The following is a 26,125-nucleotide window of genomic DNA, read 5'->3' on the forward strand; positions in this document are numbered from 1 at the left end:
CATCCCCCTTCGACAGAAAAATGTCACGTTCATTAGACTTACGTCTATTTTATGAAAAAAATACCCCCTGCGTCTATAGAAAAGACCTAGGGGGCAATTATAAAGTAACGATGGACGTAGGGGTGACAGGATCAGTGTCAAAGAGATGAATGCTTTCTCCAACTCCATGTCCTTTTTCTTTTAAAATCTGTTCGGCTGTCATCCTTGCTAATTCTTTCATGTTGTTATCTTTACTCAAATGTGCCAGATAAATGCGCTTCGTGCGCTCTCCAATAACATCACACAGGGCATACGCTGCGTCTTCGTTGGACACATGGCCGGAATCCCCAAGAATTCTTCGTTTGACGCTCCAGGGGTACCGTCCCATCCGCAGCATATTCATGTCGTGATTTGATTCAAATACCATCATATCTGCATTGTGAATAACTCCTTTTACGATGTCACTCACATAGCCCATGTCCGTTGCCAACACCAGTTTTTTACCTTCATGATGAAAAGCAAAAAACATCGGGTCTGCCGCATCGTGGGAAACAGGAAACGATTGAATATCCAAATCAGAAAAGATTTGAGTCGAGCTCTGGGAAAAATGAAATTTCTGGTCTGCTGCAATTGTTCCTACTAAAGGCTCCATAGCAGCCCAGGTTTTTTCATTGGCATAGATAGGAAGTTTATAACGCCTCGCCATCACGCCCAGACCTTTTATATGATCACTGTGTTCGTGAGTGACCAGAATGCCGTCCAGTTCGGAAGGATCACACGCTGCTTTCATTAACAGCTGTTCGAGTTTTTTTCCACTCAGGCCTGCATCAATCAACAGTTTATTCTTCGGTGTTTCTATATACATGGCGTTTCCGGACGATCCGCTTGCTAGTACACTAAAGGTTAATCCCATCTTACTCTTCACTCCGATTGCTGTTCTTCAGCTTGTTCCGGAGGGTCCTGAGAGGCCCCTTCCTCCGGGTTGTCCGTTTCCTCTATTTCTTCATCAGTAGCGCTTTCGACTTCTGTCATTTCCTGAATCGCGCCGTCAATCGCGTTCACCAGATATTCTTCATCGTCATTGATGGTGATCTGGTACATCGGAGAAAATACCCGGCTGTTGCCGATAGGAGAAAAGAAATTAAAATAACCGATTTCAACTTCTGTCACACTGTCATTGAAGGTGATTAAATTTTCATTTAGAAGCCTTTCGATCGCAAGATAGGGAAGGAACATATCTTTTTTATCATCCTGCTCCTGCAGTTCAAGAAAAATCTGTGAGTACCCGATAATCTGTGAATCTTCATCGAACCTCAGCACCAGCTGATTTTCTTCACTCGTGTAGATAGGAGCATCTTCAAACGTCTGATAAAAATGCATTTCCCGGTTTTCGTCATCCCATTCTCCGTAAACGTATTCTTCTCCTTCGTACACGTTGTTTTCCACAAAGTTAATAACACTTTCATTAAAAGCTTCCCGTGCTGCTTCGCTGTCATAAGGACCTTCTGGTGTATCATACGGCTCTTCCAGCGAAACTTCAACTAAGTCATTTTCCTCGTTCTCTTCTACATTTTCCTCCCCGACAATGCCGCTGACTTCTTCTTCCATATCAACGACCTGACCGACAATATGGCTGATTTCCTCCACATCTTCAGGGAGATCTTCGGTTACTGTAATATTCATTTCACTCATTCGTTCTTCAATGGTGGCTTCCGCCCGCACATTCAGCTGGCTGCCTGCCCTTTTTTCCATCAGCTGGTAGACGAGAAAAGAGTTAAGCAGCAGGAACGTTACAATAAAAATGGTTTTGGTTCGGCTCCAGTCCATCTTACTCTTCCTCCTCCTCTACTGCCGCGTCAAAAGGATACCATTCACCACCGTACTTAATAAACCAGGAAGGATCAAAGTTCACTACTTCATTATCTTTGCTGACACTGTAGCCGATACGGACATTCTGCACATCTTCCATATCAAACTGCCCCTGCATCTGATCTACAATGTCACGGCCTGATTCCAACGTGATGTTTTCTTCAATATCAATCGGATTGGCATCAAGCTCAAACAATGGCCTCGAGTAGTTTGAAATCTGCCCGCCTGTTTTTACGGCTGTAATGGAGGTCTGGGGTTCTCCGGTATCATACACCGGCACTCCCTGGACGATCATCCGGTAGGTTGCTTCTTCCTGAGTAGCAGAGCTGTCAATATCGTACAAGGTGTACTCATCTGTCCATCCACCCTGGGAATTCACGAAATCAAAGGAAGAGGTAATAACATTTCCCTGATTGCTTTCTGCGCTGTCTCCATATATTGGATTCACATAGTTAAAAGAATCACCGTCTGAGGCTATATTAACCATCCTGCTTCCGTCTGTATAAGAAAGCCCGCCGTTATCTTCCTGGTACTGTTCTACATAATTCGGCTCATTAAACAGCAGCTGCAGAAAGTTATCGGTCGCAATTTCTGAAGTAGTGTAGGAGACCGTGGAATACGTAGCTGTTTCTTCCGGCAGATAGATGTTTCGTTCAATGCCGGACTGTTCCGGCGTTTCTAAAGCGAATACGGAAGGAAAAGCTTCCAGGTTATTTACATATTCGCTGCGGAACTCAGAAAGGCTGAACGTTGTCCGGCCTTCAAACACGCTTCCACCATCCTCGTAGGAGACGAGAAGAATTTTTAAACCGTCGGCATCCGGGCCGTCATCGACCAGGTACATCCGATCAAGCGTCTCAATCGAAGAATAAGGCGTGTCCTCTTCTAATTCAAACAGCTCTTCAATCAGCTCCCCGGCAATGGGAGTCGGGAAAATAATTTCTGCCATTTCCCCGCCGCTGTTTTCAATAATTTCGTTCACTTCGGTACCTGCCTCTTCAGAACTGGTCAGGTTAACGAGATTTTCAATTCGTGATTCCTGCAGGGTTTCATAAAATTCCGTAAAGGCTTCGTCGTTGTTTTCTATGGCTGCCATCTCTTCGTCCTGGTGAAGCACAATCTGCTCCGGCCAGACCGCATCTGCCAACGAACGGGTTTCTCCTACAGGCTCGCTTTCTACATACGTCGTATCTTCAAGCGCTGCGTATTCCGGCTGAAAGGTCCATACCTGATAGGTCAGAACAACGCTTAATACAACGAGCAGGGACAGGGTCCATGATTTCATCCGTTCTATCATTCATCCCCACCTGCTTTTTTATAAGAGGAATACGGAAGCGTAACAGCAATCGTCGTACCTTTCTTCCAAACGCTCTGCACATCGATATACCCGCCGTGGGAATGGACCAGCTCTTTGGCAATCGCCAGGCCGAGTCCCGTTCCACCGAGGTTTCTTGCTCGCGCTTTATCCACCCGGTAGAAACGGTCGAAAATTTTGTTTTGGCTTTCTTTTGGAATGCCTAATCCCTGGTCAATGATTTCAATTTCCACATCCCGGGATTTAGGTATCATTTGCAACGTTATCGTACCCCCGTCCGGAGAGTATTTCACAGCGTTGGAGATAATATTATCAAACACCTGAATCATTTTGTCGCGGTCCATATCCACGTAAATAGGGTACGAAGGAAACTGGCGGTCAAAATAAATATTCTTGTCTTTGTTTATCATCTCAAAGCGGTCTGCAATTTGGTGCATGACTTCTCCTAAGTCTACGGTTTCTGCATTCATTCTCAGGTCATCGCTGTCCATTTTGGAAAGCTGGAGCAGATCATTAACAAGGCGTATCATCCGCTCTGTTTCGTTCTGGGTTACTTTTAGAAAACGCGGTCCCAGCTTTTCATCCTGCATCGCCCCGTCCTCCAGAGCTTCCATATAACTTTTCAGGGTCGTCAGAGGCGTCCGCAGTTCATGGGAGACGTTAGCCACAAATTCCCGTCGTTCGTTTTCGATTTTCTCCTGCTCTGTTACATCATGAAGCACCGTAATTAAACCATTCACAGGGCCATCTTCATTTCGGATAACAGAAAAATTGGCTTCCATTAGAAAGTCATTTTCCTCATCGCTGAAATCCAGCAGAATAGAATCAGAGTAATCATACAAATCACTTGGCGTAATCGTTTCCGATAAGTGAAGAATTTCCGGAAGCGAAGAACCGATAATGTCTTTTTGATCGAGGTTCAGCAGCTGCTCAGCGCGGTTGTTCATAAGGATAATCCGGCCAAGCTCATCGGTAGCGATAACGCCGTCGGTCATATGGGCAAGAACAGAACTCAGCTTTTTCCGCTCGCCTTCCGTAGTGGACTGCGATTCTTTCAGCCGGAGGGTCAAATTATTGAAGGATTGGGCAAGCTGACCGATTTCATCGTTGCCGTATACTTTTACCTGCCGGGAAAAATCGCCTTCTCCCATTACTCTTGCCTGCTTTTTCATATCTACGATCGGCCTCGTAATCGTCTGGGAAAGCAGGATACCTAAAATAGCGGTAATAATAAGCGCAATGATCGTTCCCGTAAAGAGTATCTGGTTGATTTCATCCACTTCATCATAGATTTCATTCATGTTTGCTTCAATGTATATAGCTCCTTGAACGACTCCATCTGCCTCGACAGGGATAGCCATGACACGCAGCCGGTCTCCATCCGGGTTTCTCACTTCTGTAGAGTCAGGCGTACCTAACAGCGCCCGCTTCACTCGTACTTCTGTACTCTGCTGGCCGACAATATAATCATTGTTCCAGTTAGAGGTGCCCAGCACAACCTGATTGGGTCCGATAACCTGAACCTGCGAGTTTTCAATGGAGAAGAATTCCTGAAGCAGGCTTTCTATGTCTTCTTGCAGAGGATCTTCTTCTTCATCCCGGTCCCGGGTCATTTCCTGACGTACGTTGTATTCAAGCAGATCCGCCCGCTCTTCGAGCATATCGTAATGATTGCTCTCGAGCTGGGCTTCCAGCTCCCGGGTAAAATACACCCCGATAACCTGCATCGCAATAAAAATGAGCAGCATAAAAATAGCGATCAGCTTCAAATGGATGGATTTGAAAAAGTTGAAAAACTTCATCGCTACTTCTCCTGGTCCGGATACTTAAGGTAATAGCCGACTCCTCTTCTTGTTACAATCCATAGTGGATAGCTTGGGTTGTCCTCGACTTTTTCGCGGAGGCGCCGCACCGTAACGTCTACCGTTCTAACGTCACCAAAGTAGTCATACCCCCACACTGCCTGTAGCAGATGTTCTCTTGTCATCACCTGACCGATATGGCGGGCCAGATAGTGCACGAGTTCAAACTCCCGATGCGTTAAATCAACAGGATCCCCGCGCTTTAACACTTGGTACGCATCCGGATCTACTGTCAGGTCTCCAATGATAATTTCTTTCTGCTTTGTGGAGCCTTCTTCCGGAGCTACCTGCTGGCGGCGGAGATTGGCCTTCACACGTGCAATAACTTCGCGGTTGCTGAACGGCTTGGTAACGTAGTCATCTGCTCCGAGTTCCAGGCCAAGCACCTTATCGATCTCCGAATCTTTTGCTGTAAGCATAATAATCGGCATGTCATAGGTTTTGCGGATTTCCCGGCACACTTCCATGCCATCCTTAAAAGGAAGCATAATATCAAGCAGAACTATATCCGGATTAAAGGCATTCACTTTTTCAAGAGCTTCATTCCCATCATAGGCACACTCTACCTGGAACCCTTCTTTCTTTAAATTAAATTCCAGTATATCTGCAATGGGCTGTTCATCATCTACGACAAGAACCTTTTCGTCCATATATTTGCTCACTTCCGTTTCTTATTTTCTGCATTCATTATTTTTTCGTACACATGTCTTTAGACTGTTTTTTCCGTAAAAATACACAAACGTGTTACTACTATTGTAACACAGCTGTAAAAACTCTTCGCCCAATGATGTTTTCCTGAAAGAGAGGCCGCAGCAGACGTGCGCTCTACATACCTTTTTCTTATTTCATCCATATGGCTGGGTGTTCGTACATGATGAAAGTACAAAAAAAGCCTGGATATCCTATCCAAGGCTTTTGGTTTTTTCTAAGTGGTGGCTCGAGACGGAATCGAACCGCCGACACGTGGATTTTCAGTCCACTGCTCTACCGACTGAGCTATCGAGCCGTAATCATTTTGTTTTGTAAGTACTATGCTTCTATTTATATAAATGGTGACCCGTACGGGATTCGAACCCGTGATACCGCCGTGAAAGGGCGGTGTCTTAACCACTTGACCAACGGGCCGCTGCAGTTCATACAGAGAAGAAATGGTGAGCCATGGAGGATTCGAACCTCCGACCCTCTGATTAAAAGTCAGATGCTCTACCAACTGAGCTAATGGCTCTTGTATGTTTATTGCTTTTCTCAGCAACATCATTAATAGTACCACGCCGTAAATTGATTTTCAAGCTATTTTTTTAAGAAAATAATGAAGCCTGTATATGCCGGATGTTGGGACTTTTTTAAACGTAAAAAAGCTGCACCTCTCCGAAGAGAACATGCAGCTTTTTTTGATATTATACGCCCCAAACGCCGCGGATCATGTTCGTCTGATCACGGTCCGGACCTACGGAAAAAATGCTTAATGGTATATTAGTAAGCTGGGAAATTCTTTCTAAATAATGACGGGCGTTAACAGGAAGATCATCTAATGATTTAACTCCTGTTATATCCTCTGTCCAGCCCGGCAGCTCTTCAAAAACAGGCTCGCATTCTGCAAGCACTTTTAGACTGGCCGGGAAATGCTCCATTACTTCTCCACGGTATTTGTAAGCCGTGCAGATACGAAGCGTTTCAATGCCGGTTAATACATCGATGGAGTTAATAGAAAGATCGGTAATGCCGCTTACCCGGCGGGCGTGTCTGACGACTACGCTGTCGAACCAGCCGACACGGCGCGGACGTCCGGTCGTTGTTCCATATTCATTGCCCACCTGTCTGATCTTATCACCGGTTTCATCCAACAGCTCGGTTGGAAAAGGGCCGTCGCCGACTCTTGTCGTGTACGCCTTCGATACACCCACCACATGGTGAATTTTTGAAGGACCTACACCAGAGCCGATCGTAACGCCTCCTGCAATAGGATTGGAAGATGTAACAAATGGATACGTACCCTGATCGATATCAAGCATAACGCCCTGTGCGCCTTCAAATAGCACGCGGCGGCCCTGATCAATTGCGTCATTTAACACAACGGACGTATCATCGACGTATTTCGATACAAGCTGGCCGTACTCGTAATACTCTTCAAGCACTTCTTCAAGCTCGAATCCTTCTGTTTCGTAAATTTTTTCCAACAGACGGTTTTTCTCTTTTAAATTGCGGTCCAGCTTTTCACGAAATTCCTCTTTATCCAGTAAATCGGCAATCCGGATACCTGTACGTGCTGCTTTATCCATATAAGCAGGGCCGATACCTTTTCTCGTCGTACCGATCTGATTGCTGCCTTTGCTCTCTTCTTCTACAATATCAAGTTTGATATGATAAGGAAGAATAACGTGGGCACGGTTGCTGATCCGCAGATTGCTAGTATCTACATTGCGGTCATGCAGATATTTAAGTTCTTCCACCAAAGCCTTTGGATCAATAACCATTCCGTTTCCAATCACACAGATTTTATCGCTGTAGAAAATACCAGACGGGATCAAATGAAGCTTATACGTATCTCCCCCGAACACGATTGTGTGGCCGGCATTGTTTCCCCCTTGATAACGGGCTACTACTTCGGCGTTCTCTGATAAATAATCGGTAATTTTACCCTTACCTTCATCTCCCCATTGTGTACCTACAATAACGATGGATGACATGACTCCCACCTCCAGAATATTTAAACGATCTATTTATAAATTGGTATGTAAAACGTGTTCAAAAAACCCTTACATAGTGTATCAACTAGCCGGGGGAAAGTCAATAAACACGAACATTCTAATTATAGAGTGTTATTTTTGTTCGTAATAATGTCACAAAAAAACGCTCCTACATAGGCGGAGCGCTTCCTTCGTCGTGACGGCGGTCTAAATTAACGAATTTATTATATTCTTTAATAAAAGCCAGCTCTACTGTGCCGACCGGGCCGTTTCTCTGCTTCGCTATAATAATTTCAATAATGTTCTGGTTTTCGCCTTCCTGGTCATAGTAGTCTTCTCTGTAAAGAAAAGATACGATGTCGGCATCCTGCTCAATACTCCCGGATTCTCGCAAGTCGGACATCATCGGACGTTTGTCTTGTCTGGATTCCACTCCGCGGGAGAGCTGGGACAGGGCAATAACCGGTACGTTCAGTTCACGGGCCAGGCTTTTCAGGCTCCGGGAAATTTCTGACACTTCCTGCTGGCGGCTTTCACCTCCTCGTGCGGAGGAACCCTGGATAAGCTGCATATAGTCTATTAAAATCATCCCCAGCCCTCTTTCCTGCTGAAGCCTCCGGCATTTAGCACGAATATCGCTAACGCGGATGCCGGGCGAATCATCAATGTAAATACCGGCATTGGAAAGGCTTCCCATCGCCATCGTCAGTTTTTCCCAGTCTTCTTCCTGAAGCGCACCAGTCCGCATCCGCGAGGCGTCAATATTGCCTTCTGCACACAGCATCCGCTGCACAAGCTGGCTGGCTCCCATCTCCAGGCTGAAAATCGCGACGTTCTCTTCTGTTTTCGTAGCCACGTTCTGGGCAATATTCAGGGCAAAGGCGGTTTTACCCATAGAGGGACGGGCCGCTACAATAATCAGGTCATTTCGCTGGAATCCTGCAGTCATCCGGTCGAGCTCCATAAACCCGCTCGAAATACCCGTAACGTCGCTTTCCCTGTTTTGAAGGGTTTCAATGTTGTCATATGTCTCAATCAGTACGTCTTTTATAGAAACAAATGCCTTGGAGCTCCGTTGATTAGCAACTTCGAGAATACTGCGCTCGGCTTCATTTAAAATATCTTCTACTTCGGATTCACTGCTGTACCCGTCCGTGGCGATATCGGTGGCCGTTCGAATCAGCCTTCTCATCAAAGACTTTTCCTGGACGCTCTTGCTGTAGAAATCTACATTTGCAGCCGTTGGAACGGAATTGGCCAGGTCGGTTAAATACGAGATCCCGCCCACTTCCTCGAGCCACTGGTAGTTCTGCAGAGAGGAGGTGACGGTAACAAGATCGACCGGGCTTCCTTTTTCCCCAAGTTCGAGCATCACCTGATAAATCCGCTGATGGGAGGCTCTATAGAAATCTTCGGGAGCCAATCGTTCGGAAGACGTAATCAATGCTTCGCTTTCTAAAAATATAGCTCCAAGGACAGCCTGTTCGGCCTCAATGTTCTGGGGAGGCATTCGATCTGTATACATATCACTCATCCTGGTCGTCCTGCCTTTCTTTCTATGATGCTATTATGTACACCCATTAAAGAACCCCCTCTGCAAGAGAGAGGGCCGGGTTGTTATTCTTCGACTACGTGCACATTCATAGTAGCTGTTACTTTCGGGTGGACTTTCACCGGCACTTTCGTCACACCGAGTGTACGGATCGGTTCATCGAGCTCGATTTTTTTCTTGTCGACCTTTAAATCCATTTCTTTCAGGCGCTGCACAATCTGTTTAGAAGAAACAGCACCAAACAACTTACCGCCTTCTCCCGATTTTGCTTTAATATCGATTTTCTTGCTTTCGATCTTTTCTTTAAAGGCTTTTGCTTCTTCAAGCACCTGCTCTGACTTTTTGTCATCGCTCTGCTGTTTTGCCTGCAGATTTTTCATGTTGCCTGCGTTTGCTTCTACAGCAAGCTTATTTGGAAAAAGGTAGTTGCGGGCGTAACCTTCCGATACGTTGGCTACATCCCCTTTTTTTCCTTTTCCTTTCACGTCTTCATTCAATATTACTTTCATTCAGAAGAACCTCCCTGCAAATATTCATCAATCGCTGATTTCAGCTGTTTTTCCGCTTCTTCAAGCGTTGTTTCTTTCAACTGGGCTGCCGCATTCGTTAAGTGGCCGCCCCCGTTCAGCGTTTCCATAATAAGCTGGACATTAACTTCACCTAAGGAGCGCGCGCTGATGCTGACCTTATCGTCGGACCTCTTGGAAATAACAAACGAGGCTTTCACGTCATTCATAGTCAGCAGCGTGTCTGCCGCCTGAGCGATAAGAATCTGGTCATACGTTTCTCCTTCAGATGCTTTAGCAATAGCCAGGCCTTTTTTATAGATGGTTGCTTTTTCAATTAAATGCGAGCGTTTAACGTACTGCTCAATATCCTCTTTAAGAAGCTTTTGGACAAGTGTGGTGTCCGCCCCGTGTGACTTTAAAAAAGAGGCGGCATCAAACGTACGGGAACCGGTTCGAATAGCAAAGCTTTTTGTGTCCACAATCATTCCCGCCAGCAGCGCTGTCGTTTCGAGCACATCCATCTTCAGCTTCTGCGGCTGGTACTCCAGAAGCTCTGTCACAAGCTCTGCAGTTGAAGACGCATATGGTTCCATATACACGAGCACAGGGTCTTTAATAATTTCCTCTCCGCGGCGGTGATGGTCCAGTATAACAATGCGGTCTACCGCATCCACAAGCTTTGGCTCAATAACCAGAGAAGGTTTGTGTGTATCCACCACTACAAGAAGCGTATGCCTCGTCAGTTCATCCATCGCTTCTTCCGGTGTAATGAAATGGGACCAAAGATATTCATGTGCTTCTATTTCTTCCATCAGCTTCTGAACATCCGGGTTAATTTCGTTTGGATCCACCACAACGTAGGCATCTGTATTATTCACTTCTGCAATTTTTAAAACGCCTATCGCCGCTCCAATGGCATCCATATCAGGATTCTTATGACCCATCACAACGACTTGGTCACTTTCCAGTACAAAGTCCCGCAGGGCGTGGGAAATGACGCGGGCACGGACACGGGTCCGCTTTTCCATAGCGTTGGATTTGCCTCCGTAGAAGCGGACTTTTCCGTTTTTTTCTTTAATAGTCACCTGATCGCCGCCCCGTCCGAGTGCCAGATCCAGGCTGGACTGGGCCAGGGTTCCAAGCTCCCGTAAAGAGGATTCCTTTGTGCCGATACCGATACTAAGCGTAATCGGCACCTTTTCTTTTCCTGTTACTTCCCGTACTTCGTCGAGAAGCACAAACTTCGTTTTCTCTACTTCTTTGAGCGCTTTCTGGTCCATAAATGCTATAAAGCGGTCCGAAGCAATGCTCCGAAGCAAAATATCATAGTCGCTGGCCCAGTGATTCAGCGCAGAAGTTACGTGGCTTTTCAACCTGCTTCGCAGCTGGTCATCCATCCCCTGGGTTACTTCATCATAGTTATCCAAGTATATCAGACCAACTACAGATTGTTCTTCTTCATACAATCTGTTCGTTTCCGCTGTTTCCGTCATATTGAAAAAGTACAGCAGCTTGTCTTCGTGACGTATATACACGGTGTAGTAATTATCATTTAAGCTGATCTGTACTTCTTCTTCTCCTTTTTTTATGGCCGGAATAAGATCTGAAGAAACTTCATCCAGTCCTTTTCCTAAAAAATGGCCGGACAGCAGTTCATGAACAAATGGATTCACCCAGTCAATTTCATATTCTTTTCCATACAACAAGATACCAATTGGAAGCTCTGTTACAGCTTCTTCGCCGGCTTTGTTAACACGGTGGGATAAAGTGGCTATATAGCGTTCAAGGTCCCGTTCAAAAGATGCTCTGGCCTGAACGACATAAAAAACCATCACGCCTAAAAGAATAAATCCGGCCAGGCCTAATTCCCAGCGGTAAATCATCAGTGCTCCGATGAAGAAAGAGGCAAGGATAAATAGAGCAACAACGTGCAAGCCGTGCCAGCGTCTTAATAAGAACTTAGGCATAATGTCAACCCCTACTTCTTGTCAGTTTCCAGTCGTTCTTTCAAACGAAAGCCTAAATCAATTATACCCAAGATTCGCGCGAAGAGTGGAATAATTGGTAAAATCACTAAGGAAATAACGAAAATAATGGGAATAGCTTTTGGCAGTGATTTCTTGTAACAGTAGTAAAAGACTACTGTACATCCTTGAATAATCATAATGTTTCCAAGGAACCAGTACACATTCCAGATGAGCAGATAAGGAGTGGTGCCTTCTTCTGCTCCAATCAATGTAAGCACAATTGCCGCCAGATAAAACCACAGCAGCGACTTCGGAAAATTCCACTCCCGAAAAGGGGGGAAAGGCTCATACGGTATCGATAGTCTTTTTAAAAAGTAATGGGCAATCGCCTGGGTAATAACAGCGAATCCGGCACCGGCACTTACCATAATGACAGGAATCATATAGCCAATTTGAATGACTACTTCACCCATTGCCTCTACGCTGTCCGATCCGTCCTGGCCAATCGAGTTCAGCATGGATTCTGCCTGCACAGCTGAATCCCTCATCACATTTTGAAGTGTTTCTACGGGATTAATGTTAAAAACAAGAATCGTTACCGCATAGATTACCATAAGGCTTGTTACGTATGCGAGTGATCCCCCTACTAAAACAAACAAAGGTTCTTTTTTTCTGCGGATCATTTCGCCTACGGTAATACCGCCAAGGCCGAACATTAATACAAAAGGAACCCCTGTCAGGCCGCCGATAAATAAGGACAGCAGAAATAACACAATAAACATTACGAGCGCGCTTCGAAGACCGTAGCGTGCCGTATAAATCAGAAAAGGCAATGGCAAAAACCATAATAAAATATAAACAAGAGGAGGGACAAATATAGTAAGCAGCATTAGTATAATAAATAATCCGCTCAGTATCGCACCCTCCGTTAAGCTTCTCGTCCGCTGCAATCCGTTCACCCCATCTGTTGGTATAAAAAAGCTGGTCACACGCTCAAAAAAGCTGCCTGTAAGAAAGGCATTGCTTCATTGTAGCTTATGTAATAATAAATGCGCAAGCGAGCCGGAATCCGGTCTGATTACAGATTTCCTCTTTGCTTCTCTGCAGGGCGGGCAGGAAACTGAAAGTCTTTAAAAAGTATAAAAGAGCTTCTCCCCGGCTGAAAGTCCCCCGGAGAAAAGCTCTAATTATTTTCGTGCTCTATTGCTCTCTTACATATGGAATCAATGCTACGTGACGGGAGCGTTTAATCGCTCTAGTCAGCATACGCTGATATCTTGCGGAAGTTCCTGTTACACGACGTGGAAGAATCTTTCCACGCTCACTAATGAACTTATTAAGAAGGTTTACATCCTTATAATCGATCTTTTCGATCTTGTTCACCGTGAAGTAACAAACTTTCCGGCGCTTACCTCTGCGTTTACCCATGTTTTTCATCCTCCTTTGTTTTTTTACGTATCTCACATTTTATTTCAGGAGAAGGGGATTAGAATGGTAAATCATCATCTGAAATATCGATAGGCTGGCCATCATTTGAAAATGGATCATCATTTAAATTAGACGAACCTTTATTTTGATTCTGCTGGCCATAGCCCTGCTGGCCGCTGCTGCTTCCTCCGCCATAGCTGCCCTGGCTTTGGGAACCGCCGCCTGCATTTTTAGGTTCAAGAAATTGAACGCTTTCGGCCTGTACTTCTACAACATATACACGTTTACCGTCCTGGTTGTCATAGCTGCGGCTCTGAAGACGTCCATCAACACCGGCAAGACTTCCTTTTTTGAGGAAGTTTGCTACATTTTCGGCCTGCTTTCTCCACGTTACACAGTTAAGAAAGTCCGCTTCGCGTTCTCCCTGCTGATTCGTAAACGGGCGGTTTACTGCAATGCCGAAATTTGCCACAGCTACACCATTAGGGGTGTATCGTAATTCAGGATCACGAGTTAATCGTCCAACTAGAACTACACGATTTATCATAAGTGCCCCTCCCCATTTTAGATCTTAGCCTTCATTTCTTACGATAAGATGGCGGATTACGTTATCATCTATTTTAACAAGACGATCGAATTCACTAGTAGCTTCGGAATTAGCCTGCGTGTAAATCACGACATAATGTCCATCAGTGAAATCATTGATTTCATAAGCTAGACGGCGTTTTCCCATTTGATCTACTTTTTCGATCTCTGCTCCGTTTTTCGTTAGAATTTCGTTATAACGTTCAACTGTTTGTTTCACGCCATCCTCATCTACGTTTGGAGCAATAATGTAAAGTACTTCGTACCTACGCATATTGCGTCACCTCCTTTTGGTCTAAGGCTCTTTTTCTTTGAAAAGAGCAAGGAGCAAAATTTAATAAAACGATTTTACTCACAATGTATAATTTTAGCATAGAAACTACTCTATAGCAATACGTGAAGGTGATTTTCTACACATTAAAGCGGAAATGAATAACGTCGCCGTCTTTAACGATATATTCTTTTCCTTCTAAACGGACCTTGCCTGCCTCTTTGGCCGCGTTCATCGATCCTGTGGTCGTCAGATCCTCGTAGCTGACGGTTTCTGCACGGATAAAGCCGCGCTCAAAGTCCGTATGAATCACTCCGGCCGCCTGCGGTGCTTTCGTACCGCCTGTAATTGTCCAAGCGCGTACTTCCTGCTCGCCGGCTGTGAAGTATGTCTGCAGTCCCAGAAGCACATAGGCTGCGCGGATCAGCTGGTCCAAGCCAGATTCTTCAATGCCCAGATCCTGTAGAAACTCCTGCTTTTCCTCCGGATCGAGTTCAGCAATCTCTGCTTCAATTTTGGCGCAGACTGTAATTACCTCTGAGTTTTCGCCATCGGCAAATGCTTTAACTTTTTTCACCATTTCGTTATCTTCGCCGCTCACCAGGTCTTCTTCACTTACATTGGCTACGTATAAAATAGGCTTCATAGTAAGAAGCTGAAAGCCATTGACCATTTTCCGTTCTTCATCTGTCAAATCAAGGGCGCGTGCCGGCTTTTCTTCTTCAAAAACAGCAAGCAGCTTTTTAAGCACAGCATGCTCTGCCACCGCGTCTTTATCTCTTGATTTGGCCAGTTTGGCTACTTTAGCTTCCCGCTTTTCGATTGATTCCATGTCAGCTAAAATAAGCTCAAGATTAATGACTTCGATATCCCGGATTGGATCCACGCTGCCGGACACATGCGTCACATCTCCGTCATCAAAGCAGCGTACGACATGAGAAATGGCATCCACCTGGCGGATATGCGTCAAAAATTTATTCCCCAGGCCTTCGCCTTTGCTTGCTCCTTCTACAATGCCTGCAATGTCGGTAAATTCAAATGCCGTCGGAATTGTTTTTTTCGGTTTAACGAGAGCTGTTAATTTCTGCAGACGCTCGTCCGGTACCTCTACGATACCAACGTTCGGATCAATCGTGCAGAATGGATAATTGGCTGCTTCTGCTCCAGCCTGTGTGATTGCATTAAAAAGAGTAGACTTCCCTACGTTAGGAAGACCTACAATACCAGTTGTTAAAGCCATCTTTTCACGTCCTTTTTTATAATCATCGGCTGATTTCAGCCCTTTTCTTTCTATAGTATAGAAAGGCGTTTCAGGAAACACAAGGAAGAAACGTTATTTTGGGTCTTCTTTTGTATTTCCGGTTACTTTTTTCAATTTTTTCTGAAATTCTCTTCTCGGAAGCATGACACTGTGCCCGCACCCCTGACATTTAATACGGATGTCTGCCCCAAGTCTGATAATTTCCCAGCTGTTTTCTCCACAAGGGTGAGCTTTTTTCATTTGAACAACGTCATGCATCTGGTACGAGTCAAGTGCCATTTTCTGCCTCCAGTCTTTTTATCCTTTTTTTTCCATTTTAAAGGGTATAAAGATTTATTTTTAGAACCCGGCTGCTTTTTTAAATTAAAGCGTAAAAAAGCGGGTATATAGAAGTAATATGTCATTTATAACCAAATGCGTCATTTAAGGAGGAGAGCTGCATGTTTAGGAAACAAAGCCGCCCGGGTCATCCACCTGATTCTTTATACTTGGATACCGCGTCCGAACAGACACCGGCGATTCTTTCTAATACTTTAACAGATGTCTTATCAACTGTCCCGGAAACTTCTGAAATAGTCATTGTATGCATCGGCACCGACCGTTCTACCGGCGATTCCTTAGGACCGCTTACCGGCACCCTGCTCACCAAAAACAAACTTGATAATTTTCAGGTTTACGGCACACTTGCATCTCCGGTGCATGCTGTTAATTTGGAAGAAACATTAGCTGACATTCAGATGCGTTATACATCTCCATATATTATTGCCGTAGATGCCTGCCTTGGCCGCGTTAAGAACGTCGGGTCTTTACACTTCGAAGACGGACCTGTTTATCCCGGAGCTGCAATGAAAAAGGACCTGCCTCCCGTTGGCCGGGTTCATATTACAGGAATTGTCAACGTGGGTGGAATGATGGAGTTTTTCGTGCTCCAGAATACCCGTCTCCATGTTGTTATGGAGATGGCTGAAAGCCTGTCCGAAAGTTTTGTCCTTGCCGACAGACGCCTGCAGGGAAAAAAATTAATCGAAAAAGCCTGCCAGGACCGTCCAATTCCAATGGCGGGAAAAGCCGTCAAACACGAAGCCTGACCTTTAAAGCCGAGAAAATCGGCTTACATACGCTACAGCAGATAGATCCCCGTTACAATGACTGCTACAACCGGTATAGCCGGAAGCAGGTTCGCCACCCGGATATCAAGAATCCCTGCCAGTTTAAGACCAATCCCCAGAATCATAATTCCGCCTGTACCTGTCATTTCTGTAATAAACATTTCTCTTAGTTCCACCGGCACGAACTGATCAATCTGCCCTGCCAGCAGCGCAATACTGCCTTGATACAATACCACTGGTATAAAGGAGAACGCAACACCAAAACCGAGGGTGGCCGTAAACAACACCGCTGTAAAACCGTCCAGCATCGACTTAGTGTAAAGGACGTTATGATCGAGCCTTAACCCGCTGTCCAGTGCTCCCAGTACAGCCATTGCCCCAACTACATATACAAGGGTCGCTGTAACAAACGCTTTAGCTACTGCCCCTTCGCTTCCTCTGCCACCACTGCGCTTTTCAATCCATTTCCCCAGCCTGTTTAACTTATCTTCCAGCTGAATTCGTTCTCCTATCCAGCCACCAATTACAAGACTTCCGATAACTATTAAGAACTGTTCGCTTGCCAGCCCCATTTGTATGCCTAAAAGCATAACTGCCAGGGCCAGGGCCTGCATTATAGTCGTTTTGTATCGTTCCGGAATATTATGAAAGACCAGTCCCAACAAAGACCCAACAATGATCGCTGCCCCATTCACCAGCGTGCCTAATAACACCATGCCCTCTCACCTTCTACTCTTTCTTTATCTTAACAAAATAAAACCCCCGAACCGGGGGTTATTCATCTTTATCTAAAAGCTCAATAATCCGCTTTAAATCTTCCTCCGAGAAAAAGTCAATTTCAATTTTCCCTTTTTTCTTTCCCTGCTTGATTGCCACCTTCGTACCAAAGTAAGATTTAAGGCTGTTCTCCGTCGAACGGATAAAAATAGAAGGCGAAGGCTTTGATGTTTCACGTGAAACATCCTCCTTTTTTTCGTGCATGGCCTTTATTATTTCTTCCGTCTTCCGTACGTTCCACTGGTTCTTCACAATATCACGGGCCAGCTGTTCAATCGTTTTCTTTTCTTTAATACCAAGAAGCGCTCTGGCGTGGCCCATCGTCAATTCTTTTTTTTCCACCATCTGCTGGACGCTTTTAGGAAGCTGCAGAAGCCTCAAATAATTTGTAATGTGCGGACGGCTTTTACCGACCCGCTTTGCCAGCTCGTCTTGAGTAAACGACAGGTGGTCCATCAGCTTTTCATACGCTTTGGCTTCTTCCAGCGCATTTAGATTTTCCCTCTGCAGGTTTTCAATCAGGGCGATCTCCATCATCTGTTCATCTGTCAGCTGCTTTACAATTGCCGGCACGGTTTGAAGACCGGCTATTTTGGAAGCCCGGAGGCGTCTTTCCCCGGCTACAATATCGTAGCCTTTAATACTTTTTCTAACAATAAGGGGCTGAACGACTCCCTGTGCTGAAATCGATTCGCTCAGCTCCCGGAGAGCTTCCTTGTCGAAAACCTGCCGGGGCTGGTAAGGGTTCGGACGGAGCTGGTTTACATCAATGTCCTGCACTGCTTCTGTTTTCGCTGTTTTTTCCTCTGGGAAAAAAGCATTCAGTCCTCTGCCTAGTCCTTTAGCCACTCGCGACCACTTCCTTTGCTAAATCTAAGTAAACTTCGGCCCCTTTTGATCTGGCGTCATAGCTGATAATCGGAAGGCCATGGCTTGGTGCTTCGCTCAGCCGGACATTTCTTGGAATAATTGTTTTATACACTTTTTCCCGAAAATACTTTTTAACTTCTTCAATGACCTGAAGTCCAAGGTTTGTACGGGCATCAAGCATAGTCAAAAGAACACCTTCAATCGCGAGATCGTGATTTAAATGCTTCTGCACGAGCCTGACCGTATTCAACAGCTGACTTAACCCTTCTAATGCGTAGTATTCACACTGTACTGGAATAAGGACCGAATCAGAGGCTGTTAGCGCATTTATCGTTAACAACCCGAGAGAAGGCGGACAATCAATAATGATATAATCATAATCTTTAATAACGTCCCGGAGGGCGTTCTTTAAACGAACTTCCCTGGAAATAGTAGAAACAAGCTCGATCTCAGCGCCGGAAAGCTGGATAGTAGCAGGAACAACATCCAAGCTGTCCACGCTTCCGGGCCGGATAATGTCTTTAATCTCAACATCATCCACCAAAAGGTTGTAAATACATTTATCCACTTCGCCTTTTTCGATGCCGGCTCCGCTCGTCGCATTTCCTTGAGGATCCATATCAACAAGAAGTACTTTTTTTCCAAGATATGCAATGCAGGCGCTGATATTTACTGCTGTTGTCGTTTTCCCAACGCCGCCTTTTTGATTAGCAATGGCTACTACTTTGGCCATCGTTACACCTACTTTCTCTCCTGCTGCTTCATTTATTATATGTAAAGCCTGGATGCATTATCCGAATAGTGTTAGTAAAAACTGTATTTAAGCGGATTTTCTTTCTTTTTTTATTCTATCATGTTTTGTGAAAAAATTCGCAACAGTTCTCCTTTTGTTGGTCTTTTTCCTCATTTTTCAATCAACGCATAAAAAAACAGCCTGATTAACGTACCAGGCTGCCTTGCAGTATTTAAACAATCGGCTCTTTAGAAGGTGTCCCCGCCTTACGGGGGTAAGCTTTTGGTGTTTTTTTCTCTTTCACAACCTGCAAAATGCAGCGTTGGCTGTTTTCTACCGGGAGTGTAAACGAATATTCGTTCTTCCACACTCCACCGAGCAGGCTGCAGGCTTTTTCCGCTTCAGCTTTCTCCTCCAGCCCTGTAGATCCTTTCATTGCAATAAATGTACCGCCAATTTTTGTAAAAGGCAGGCACAGCTCTGCGAGGACCGGCATCCGGGCGACTGCTCTTGCAACGACAATGTCGTAGGCTTCCCGGTGTTCTTTCATTCGCGCAAGCTGCTCTGCACGCTCATGAACAAAGTGAATATCGTTTAAACCTAGGACCCCTGCTACCTCTTTTAAAAACGTGATCCGCTTTTTTAACGAGTCCGCGATCGTCATTTCAATATGAGGGAAACATATTTTCAAGGGAATACTTGGAAAACCCGCTCCTGCCCCGATATCAATAGCTTTCTGCGGCCGATCTGTGGTCGGAAATGCTTTTACTGCAGTAATAGAATCAAAAAAGTGTTTTTCATATACTTCATCTTCTTCTGTAATACCTGTTAAGTTCATTTTTTTATTCCATTCTACAAGCAGCGTGTAATACTCTTCGAACTGCTTGAGCTGATGGGCGGATAAGGTGATGCCTTCGGCCGCTGCCCACTCTGGAAATTGTGCTTTGCTCATCGTTCTCCTCCTCTGTCTGTTTACATAGCAAAAAAAAGAGCGTCCGTAAGGAACGGACGCTCGCTCAGCTTCCTTTAAGCTTCCCCTACTCTGGCAAGCTTTCCCTGCTCCAGATAAACAAGAAGAATCGAAATATCTGCGGGATTCACTCCTGACACCCTTGACGCCTGTCCGACAGATAATGGTTTCACTTCTGTCAGCTTTTGACGTGCTTCGGTCGCAATGCTGCTGATAACACTGTAGTCCAGATTTTCCGGTATTTTCTTCATTTCCATTTTTTTCATTTTATTAACTTGATCAAGCTGTTTGGAAATGTAGCCTTCGTACTTTGTCTGAATTTCAACCTGTTCGGCTACATCCGGAGTGACACGGCTTGTAAAGCCGGTAAATGGAAAAATATCGTCGTATCCAAGCTCCGGACGTTTCAACAGGTGCATCGCTGTCGCCGTCTCTTTAATAATAGACGAATTTTTTGAAGCGAGCATTTCCTCGAGTTCAGGACTCGGCTGGATGCTGGCTTTTTTCATCCGCTGTTTTTCCTGCTCAATGGCTTCTTTCTTCGATAGAAAACGGTCATAGCGCTCCTGCTCGATCATACCTGCCTGATAGCCGATTTCTGTCAGCCGGAGGTCAGCGTTATCGTGGCGCAGAAGCAGACGGTATTCTGCTCTTGACGTTAACAAGCGGTAGGGTTCATTGGTGCCTTTCGTAACCAGATCATCAATCATTACACCAATGTAGGCATCTGAACGATCCAAAATCACCTGTTCTTTGCCCTGGGCTTTAAGAGAAGCGTTCATTCCAGCCATCAGGCCCTGTCCTGCAGCCTCTTCGTACCCGGATGTTCCGTTGATCTGTCCGGCAGTAAATAAATTTTCTACTTTTTTCGTTTCCAGTGTAGGCCATAACTGTGTCGGAACCATCGCATCATACTCAATAGCGTAGCCCGGACGCATCATCTTGACGTTTTCCAGACCAGGAATAGACTGCAGAATCTTGAACTGCACGTCTTCCGGCAGGCTGGTCGACAGTCCCTGTACATATACTTCTGTCGTATTTCTACCTTCCGGTTCTAAGAAAATCTGGTGCTTCGGCTTATCGTTAAAGCGGACAATTTTATCTTCGATGGACGGACAGTACCTTGGTCCGGTTCCTTCAATCATGCCGGAATACATAGGAGAACGGGACAAATTATCGTTAATAATCTGATGGGTCGCTTCTCCTGTATACGTCAGCCAGCAGGGAAGCTGATCGGTAATAAACTTGGTCGTTTCATAAGAAAAAGCACGGGGCTGATCATCTCCCGGCTGAATTTCTGTTTTGCTGTAGTCGATGCTGTTGCCGTTCACACGCGGCGGGGTTCCCGTTTTAAAACGGACCAGTTCAAAGCCGAGAGCCTTTAGTTCATGAGACAGCTGAACCGAGGGCTGCATGTTGTTCGGTCCGCTTTCATAAGCCAGTTCTCCCAGAATAATTTTTCCGCGCAGGTACGTGCCGGTTGTAATAACGACGGTACTGCTTGTATATTCCGCTCCAGTGTTCGTCACTACCCCTTTACATACATTATTTTCCACAATCAATTTCTCCACCAGTCCCTGGCGCAGGGTAAGGTTTTCCTGTTCTTCGATTGTCTTTTTCATTTCATGCTGATACATAAATTTATCGGCCTGGGCTCTAAGAGCGCGTACAGCAGGCCCTTTTCCTGTATTGAGCATTTTCATTTGAATATGCGTTTTGTCGATATTTTTTGCCATCTCTCCGCCAAGAGCATCTAATTCACGTACGACTATTCCTTTTGCAGGGCCTCCCACTGAGGGATTACAAGGCATAAAAGCAACAGCGTCGAGATTCAATGTAAGCATGAGTGTTTTTGAGCCTGAACGAGCTGCTGCAAGTCCGGCTTCAACTCCTGCATGCCCGGCTCCGATGACTATAACGTCATACGTACCGCCTTCATAATTCATTCATGTGCCTCCTTATAATAGTTAAATATGGAAAAAAAAGTAATTTAATTATTATTTTTCTATTTATTTTCCTAAACAAAATTGAGAAAAAAGCTGATCAATAAGGCCATCATGCACATTTTCACCAATAATTTCACCAAGCATTTCCCATGCTCTCGTAATATCAATTTGGATCATGTCGACAGGAACTCCCATTTCAACGGCTTCCAGGGCATCTTCGAGGATTTGTCTGGTCTGGTTCAGCAGACCAACGTGTCTGGCATTGGAAATATAACTTAAATCCGATCCTTCAATACCTTCGTCAAAAAAGAGGCTCGATACTGCCTGCTCCAGCTCATCAATGCCTTCGTCTTTTAATAAAGAAGCTGCAATAACAGGCCGTCCGGAAGCCAGTTCCCGTACGCGGTCTTCATCTATTTTTTTGTCCAGGTCTGTTTTGTTTAAAAGAATGACCGCATTCAGTCCGTGTATTGCTTTAAACAGCGCTTCGTCTTCCACAGACAGTACTTCCGCACTGTTGAGCACCAGCAGGATCAGTTCAGCTTCCTGCAGAGCTTTTCTGGAGCGTTCTACGCCGATTTTTTCTACGATGTCTTCTGTATCCCGAATACCGGCAGTATCAATAAGACGCAGCGGAACACCGCGTATATTTACGTATTCTTCCAGGACATCCCGGGTTGTACCGGGGATGTCGGTAACAATAGCTCTATTTTCATGAATCAGGCTGTTCATTAAAGAGGATTTTCCAACGTTGGGACGCCCGATGATTGCAGTGCCCAGCCCTTCGCGCAGAATTTTCCCCTGCTTGGCCGTAGAGAGCAGCTGATTCACTTCATCTCTTACATGCGACGTGTGTTTCTTTAAATTGTCGAGCGTTACTGATTCCGCATCAAATTCAGGGTAGTCAATATTAACCTCCACATGAGCTACCGTTTCCAGCAGTTCCCGGCGCAGGCGTCTCACCCTTTCCGAAAATCGGCCTTCCACCTGCTTCACGGCTGCATGCATCGCTTTATCGGTTTTAGCCCGGATCAGATCCATGACACCCTCTGCCTGGGAAAGATCAATTCTCCCATTAAGAAAAGCCCGTTTCGTGAATTCCCCAGGTTCAGCCAGCCTTGCGCCGGCACTGAGTACCAGGTCCAGAACCCGGTTAACCGAGACCAGTCCGCCGTGGCAGTTTATTTCTATAATATCTTCTCTTGTAAATGTCCGGGGAGCTTGAAGCACAGACACCATGACTTCTTCCACCGTTTCATTTGTCTGTGGATCCATGATGTGGCCATAGTGAATCGTATGGGTCTCTGCCTCCTGTACTCTTTTCTTTCCTTTATACAGTGTATCAGCAATAGAAAAAGCCTGCTCACCGCTCAATCGGACGATGGCAATAGCTCCTTCGCCGACGGGAGTGGAAATAGCGGCTATTGTATCAAATTCCATTCTAACTCTCGCTCCTCAGAATGAATAATAGTTTGCTTACATTATTTCATCTAGTTTTGTATTCCTAACTAAATAGAATAGCATAGGAATGAGTTTTCGGAAAGCATTGATTATCCACATGTGGATAACTACCCTGCCTTTATCTCCTTTCCTTCTTTTTATACACAAAAAAGCCACTCCTGCTTATCAGGAATGGCTCATCGTAATAATATCCGTATTGAGTATTAAGAAAGACGCTTTTACTTTTTCGAAAGGAAGATAGCTACGTAGCGGTGAGGTTCTTTTCCCTCGGAAGCTGTTTCAATATCTTTTTCGTTTTGAAGCGCTGCGTGAATGATTTTTCGTTCCCGTGAACTCATAGGCTCCAGTACTACTTTCCGCTTTGTTTTCCGGGCTTTGTCAGCAAGTCTCGCTGCCAGCTGATGGAGCGCCTCACGGCGTCGTTCCCGGTAGTTTTCGGCATCCAGCGTGATACGGGAATACTTATCAGAATAACGATTCGCTGCTAAATTCACCAGATATTCAAGTGAATCAAGCGTTTTCCCGCGTTTTCCAATTAATACACCAAGATCTTCGCCTTGAATATCAAAAAGAACTTCTTTTTTCTTTTCTGTAATTACTATTTCAGCTTTCGTACCCATCTCTTTTAACACCTGAGTAAGAAAAGCAGCCGCTTCTTTCGTCGGGTCCTGCTTTATCTTCGCTTCAATAATAGCGGGTTTTCCTTTGAATAACCCCAGAAATCCCTTTACCGGCACTTGTACAAGTTCATATTCAAGCTGATCTTCTTCAATACTCAATTCCAATAGTGCGTTAGCTTTCGCTTCTTCTATTGTTTTTCCGGATACTGTTACTGTTTTCACTTCTTCTTCACTCCTCCAGCTTTAGGTTCTTTCGGTCCGCCTTCGCTGACCCCATCTGCTGTTTTTGCATCACGTTTGTTTCTTGCACCAGGTCCTGTAATGAAATATGTCTGGATAATCATAAACAGGTTACCAATAACCCAGTAAAGTGCCAGGGCAGATGGGAAGAAGAAGGCAAATCCACCAATCATAAACGGCATCATATACATAAGCATTTTCATTTGCGGGTTATCTGAAACCATCATCATTTTTTGTTGAATGAATGTAGTAACACCTGCAATGATCGGAAGTATATAGTCAGGCTGACCAAGCTGGAACCATAGAAATTCGTGTGTACCAATCTCTCTCGTCCGCATAATAGCGTGGTAGAAAGCGATAAGAATAGGCATTTGAATGAAAATTGGAAGACAACCGGCCAACGGATTAATTCCTTTGGACTGGAACAATTTCATCGTCGCCTGCTGCAGCTCCTGCTGCGTCTTCTGGTCCTTCGCTGAATACTTTTCTCTCAGCTTTACAAGCTCAGGCTGCACTTCCTGCATCGCTTTTGCGCTTTTTGTCTGTTTGATCATTAAAGGAAGAATCAGAATACGAAGCATAATCGTTACAACAATGATGGACATGCCGTAGCTTTCTCCCAATGCCTCTGCGATATAAATAATTAACCACGATAATGGATAAACAAAATACGAATTCCAAATACCTTCACTGTCCGCGTCAATTGGCTGATTTACGTCAAAACAACCTGCCATGACAGTCATTACAGCAACAAGCATTGCCACTAAACCTAATTTCTTTCGCACTAACGCTTCCTCCTTGATAAAAAACATCTTCAATATAGTGTAATACTGCCGGGCCTTATTTAAGAAAAAGGGAAGTTATTAAATTACAAATAATTCCATTAAATTAAAAATTTGTATGTATAGTTTGTTTTACTGCTGAATATATACAATTATAATGGTAAAATATTGAAATATATAAGTAAGCGTTCGCTTTTCCCAAAAAAAAGAGCCCTTAACCATTTTAGCGAATATAAAAAGATAAAGAAAGAAAAGCCTGCTTCCTGTTTTAGGAAGACCGGCTGCCGCTTTTTCGCAATACATGTTTAAAGCTTTTCTTTAATTCTTCATATTCCATTTCTAAAGCCGGCTTACGAGCGATAATAACATAATCTTTTTTTGGATCAAGAAAATCATCCAGTTCTTTTAATACTTCTCTAAGAAGGCGTTTCATTCTGTTTCTAGTGACCGCGTTACCGAGTTTGCGGCTTACGGTAACACCTACGCGGTATTCAGACTGGGCAGGCTTCTTGAGAACATACAGAACAAACTGGCGGTTCGCATATGACGATCCTTTATCAAAGACCATGCTGAACTCATGATTCTTTTTTAATTTGTGCTTTCTTTTCAAAACAGCGGCACCTCCGCCAGAGCCTTCAACAGACCATATGCTTAATTAGCAGCAAAGCTGCCTTGCTTGCTTGAGAAACAAGCCCTTACAGGACTGCACAGCCGCCCTGCAGCTTACTTGATCAGGACGTGCTGGTGGCTTGCCTGTAAGGAAAAGTAAAAAAAGACCACTGTCAATATCAGTGGCCTTAGGCAGATAGTACTTTTCTTCCTTTACGACGGCGGTTTTTAATGATGTGACGGCCGTTTTTTGTACTCATTCTTGTACGGAAGCCATGATTCTTTTTGCGCTTACGGTTATTTGGATTAAACGTTGGTTTTCCCATTCTTAGCACCTCCTGGTGAGTAATTTATCGTTCTGTTGTGCTTTGTTTCTTCTATATCCCAGCCTTTATATTCTCAAAGAATCAATTCGATTGCTTAAGCCGAAAGGTTACTTTACTGAAATATAATCTCTTGCACATTCCCGTAAAATTATATAGAGAAACAGGGGCATCTGTCAATAGCAATCTTTTAATGAAGCATCCGGTCAAAAAAATAATAGAAGTCCCGAAACAAAAAAAGTAGTGTGGATAACTTTTCCGCAGCAATTTTACCTTTTCATAGAGTTACATACAGGATATACACACAATATAGTAGTGTGGACAAGTGTTACCCACAAGTTATTGATTATGTGGATAACTATTAAAAAGTCCGTTGTTTTCGCTTTTTATTTTTGATATG

26 protein-coding genes and 3 tRNA genes are annotated in these 26,125 nt (G+C 44.6%); 1 reads left to right on the forward strand and 28 read right to left on the reverse strand.

The window, feature by feature from the left end:
* Positions 1-97 precede the first annotated feature (97 nt).
* From AC5W14_RS15040 to AC5W14_RS15125, 18 genes are all read right to left on the reverse strand, one after another.
* A complete protein-coding gene (locus AC5W14_RS15040; RefSeq protein WP_496194932.1) occupies positions 98-892 on the reverse strand; it encodes an MBL fold metallo-hydrolase in 795 nt (264 codons plus the stop codon).
* Between the two features lie 8 nt (positions 893-900).
* A complete protein-coding gene (locus AC5W14_RS15045) occupies positions 901-1,806 on the reverse strand; it encodes a two-component system regulatory protein YycI (RefSeq protein WP_496194933.1) in 906 nt (301 codons plus the stop codon).
* A gap of 1 nt (position 1,807) precedes the next feature.
* On the reverse strand, positions 1,808-3,145 hold the full coding sequence (locus AC5W14_RS15050) for a YycH family regulatory protein (protein ID WP_496194934.1): 1,338 nt from the start codon (positions 3,143-3,145) through the stop codon (positions 1,808-1,810).
* A complete protein-coding gene (gene walK, locus AC5W14_RS15055) occupies positions 3,142-4,965 on the reverse strand; it encodes a cell wall metabolism sensor histidine kinase WalK (protein ID WP_496058165.1) in 1,824 nt (607 codons plus the stop codon). The genes AC5W14_RS15050 and walK overlap by 4 nt, the downstream gene beginning before the upstream one ends.
* Before the next feature lie 2 nt (positions 4,966-4,967).
* Positions 4,968-5,675 (reverse strand): response regulator YycF, encoded by a 708-nt coding sequence (yycF, locus tag AC5W14_RS15060; RefSeq protein ID WP_252313757.1) that lies wholly within the window; start codon positions 5,673-5,675, stop codon positions 4,968-4,970.
* A gap of 280 nt (positions 5,676-5,955) precedes the next feature.
* A tRNA-Phe gene (locus tag AC5W14_RS15065) sits at positions 5,956-6,031 on the reverse strand.
* A 44-nt stretch (positions 6,032-6,075) separates the two neighbouring features.
* Positions 6,076-6,150, reverse strand: a tRNA-Glu gene (locus AC5W14_RS15070).
* A 24-nt stretch (positions 6,151-6,174) separates the two neighbouring features.
* Positions 6,175-6,250 (reverse strand) — tRNA-Lys (locus AC5W14_RS15075).
* A gap of 172 nt (positions 6,251-6,422) precedes the next feature.
* Positions 6,423-7,712, reverse strand: a complete 1,290-nt coding sequence (locus tag AC5W14_RS15080; RefSeq protein ID WP_496058166.1) for an adenylosuccinate synthase — start codon at positions 7,710-7,712, stop codon at positions 6,423-6,425.
* 169 nt (positions 7,713-7,881) lie between these two features.
* A complete protein-coding gene (dnaB, locus tag AC5W14_RS15085) occupies positions 7,882-9,246 on the reverse strand; it encodes a replicative DNA helicase (RefSeq protein ID WP_496058167.1) in 1,365 nt (454 codons plus the stop codon).
* An 83-nt stretch (positions 9,247-9,329) separates the two neighbouring features.
* A complete protein-coding gene (rplI, locus tag AC5W14_RS15090; protein WP_496058168.1) occupies positions 9,330-9,773 on the reverse strand; it encodes a 50S ribosomal protein L9 in 444 nt (147 codons plus the stop codon).
* A complete protein-coding gene (locus tag AC5W14_RS15095; RefSeq protein ID WP_496058169.1) occupies positions 9,770-11,740 on the reverse strand; it encodes a DHH family phosphoesterase in 1,971 nt (656 codons plus the stop codon). The genes rplI and AC5W14_RS15095 overlap by 4 nt, the downstream gene beginning before the upstream one ends.
* An 11-nt stretch (positions 11,741-11,751) precedes the next feature.
* Positions 11,752-12,699, reverse strand: a complete 948-nt coding sequence (locus AC5W14_RS15100) for a YybS family protein (RefSeq protein WP_496194935.1) — start codon at positions 12,697-12,699, stop codon at positions 11,752-11,754.
* 241 nt (positions 12,700-12,940) lie between these two features.
* Positions 12,941-13,168, reverse strand: coding sequence for a 30S ribosomal protein S18 (gene rpsR, locus AC5W14_RS15105; protein WP_211327008.1), 228 nt, complete (start codon positions 13,166-13,168; stop codon positions 12,941-12,943).
* A gap of 58 nt (positions 13,169-13,226) precedes the next feature.
* On the reverse strand, positions 13,227-13,715 hold the full coding sequence (gene ssb, locus AC5W14_RS15110) for a single-stranded DNA-binding protein (protein ID WP_496058171.1): 489 nt from the start codon (positions 13,713-13,715) through the stop codon (positions 13,227-13,229).
* 24 nt (positions 13,716-13,739) lie between these two features.
* The gene (gene rpsF, locus AC5W14_RS15115) at positions 13,740-14,027 is read right to left on the reverse strand and encodes a 30S ribosomal protein S6 (RefSeq protein ID WP_496058172.1); all 288 of its coding nucleotides are present in this window, start codon (positions 14,025-14,027) and stop codon (positions 13,740-13,742) included.
* Positions 14,028-14,163: 136 nt separating this feature from the next.
* Positions 14,164-15,264, reverse strand: a complete 1,101-nt coding sequence (gene ychF, locus AC5W14_RS15120; RefSeq protein WP_496058173.1) for a redox-regulated ATPase YchF — start codon at positions 15,262-15,264, stop codon at positions 14,164-14,166.
* A 93-nt stretch (positions 15,265-15,357) separates the two neighbouring features.
* The gene (locus tag AC5W14_RS15125; protein WP_496058174.1) at positions 15,358-15,564 is read right to left on the reverse strand and encodes a DUF951 domain-containing protein; all 207 of its coding nucleotides are present in this window, start codon (positions 15,562-15,564) and stop codon (positions 15,358-15,360) included.
* Positions 15,565-15,725: 161 nt separating this feature from the next.
* Here AC5W14_RS15125 and yyaC point away from each other — a divergent pair, with 161 nt between their 5' ends.
* Complete coding sequence (gene yyaC / locus AC5W14_RS15130) at positions 15,726-16,373, forward strand: spore protease YyaC (protein ID WP_496194936.1); 648 nt, start codon at positions 15,726-15,728, stop codon at positions 16,371-16,373.
* A 32-nt stretch (positions 16,374-16,405) separates the two neighbouring features.
* Here yyaC and AC5W14_RS15135 read toward each other — a convergent pair whose 3' ends face one another.
* From AC5W14_RS15135 to rpmH, 10 genes are all read right to left on the reverse strand, one after another.
* Complete coding sequence (locus AC5W14_RS15135) at positions 16,406-17,110, reverse strand: DUF554 domain-containing protein (RefSeq protein ID WP_496058176.1); 705 nt, start codon at positions 17,108-17,110, stop codon at positions 16,406-16,408.
* A 58-nt stretch (positions 17,111-17,168) separates the two neighbouring features.
* Positions 17,169-18,020 carry a ParB/RepB/Spo0J family partition protein gene (locus AC5W14_RS15140; RefSeq protein ID WP_496058177.1) on the reverse strand — a complete coding sequence of 284 codons (852 nt, stop codon included), beginning with the start codon at positions 18,018-18,020 and terminating at the stop codon, positions 17,169-17,171.
* A complete protein-coding gene (locus AC5W14_RS15145) occupies positions 18,013-18,774 on the reverse strand; it encodes a ParA family protein (protein WP_496058178.1) in 762 nt (253 codons plus the stop codon). The genes AC5W14_RS15140 and AC5W14_RS15145 overlap by 8 nt, the downstream gene beginning before the upstream one ends.
* Positions 18,775-19,006: 232 nt before the next feature.
* Entirely contained in the window at positions 19,007-19,726 is a 720-nt protein-coding gene (rsmG, locus tag AC5W14_RS15150) for a 16S rRNA (guanine(527)-N(7))-methyltransferase RsmG (protein ID WP_496058179.1), read from the reverse strand.
* A gap of 74 nt (positions 19,727-19,800) precedes the next feature.
* Positions 19,801-21,690 carry a tRNA uridine-5-carboxymethylaminomethyl(34) synthesis enzyme MnmG gene (mnmG, locus tag AC5W14_RS15155; RefSeq protein WP_496194937.1) on the reverse strand — a complete coding sequence of 630 codons (1,890 nt, stop codon included), beginning with the start codon at positions 21,688-21,690 and terminating at the stop codon, positions 19,801-19,803.
* 63 nt (positions 21,691-21,753) lie between these two features.
* On the reverse strand, positions 21,754-23,130 hold the full coding sequence (gene mnmE / locus AC5W14_RS15160) for a tRNA uridine-5-carboxymethylaminomethyl(34) synthesis GTPase MnmE (protein WP_496194938.1): 1,377 nt from the start codon (positions 23,128-23,130) through the stop codon (positions 21,754-21,756).
* Between the two features lie 239 nt (positions 23,131-23,369).
* Positions 23,370-23,993, reverse strand: a complete 624-nt coding sequence (gene jag, locus AC5W14_RS15165) for an RNA-binding cell elongation regulator Jag/EloR (RefSeq protein WP_496058182.1) — start codon at positions 23,991-23,993, stop codon at positions 23,370-23,372.
* Positions 23,990-24,796, reverse strand: a complete 807-nt coding sequence (gene spoIIIJ, locus AC5W14_RS15170; RefSeq protein ID WP_496058183.1) for a YidC family membrane integrase SpoIIIJ — start codon at positions 24,794-24,796, stop codon at positions 23,990-23,992. The genes jag and spoIIIJ overlap by 4 nt, the downstream gene beginning before the upstream one ends.
* 265 nt (positions 24,797-25,061) lie before the next feature.
* Positions 25,062-25,403, reverse strand: coding sequence for a ribonuclease P protein component (gene rnpA / locus AC5W14_RS15175; RefSeq protein ID WP_496058184.1), 342 nt, complete (start codon positions 25,401-25,403; stop codon positions 25,062-25,064).
* A gap of 187 nt (positions 25,404-25,590) precedes the next feature.
* Positions 25,591-25,728: a 50S ribosomal protein L34 gene (rpmH, locus tag AC5W14_RS15180; RefSeq protein WP_252313708.1), complete on the reverse strand. Its 138-nt coding sequence runs from the start codon at positions 25,726-25,728 to the stop codon at positions 25,591-25,593.
* Positions 25,729-26,125 lie beyond the last annotated feature (397 nt).

This window comes from Sinobaca sp. TMA16-18 (genome assembly GCF_059510535.1).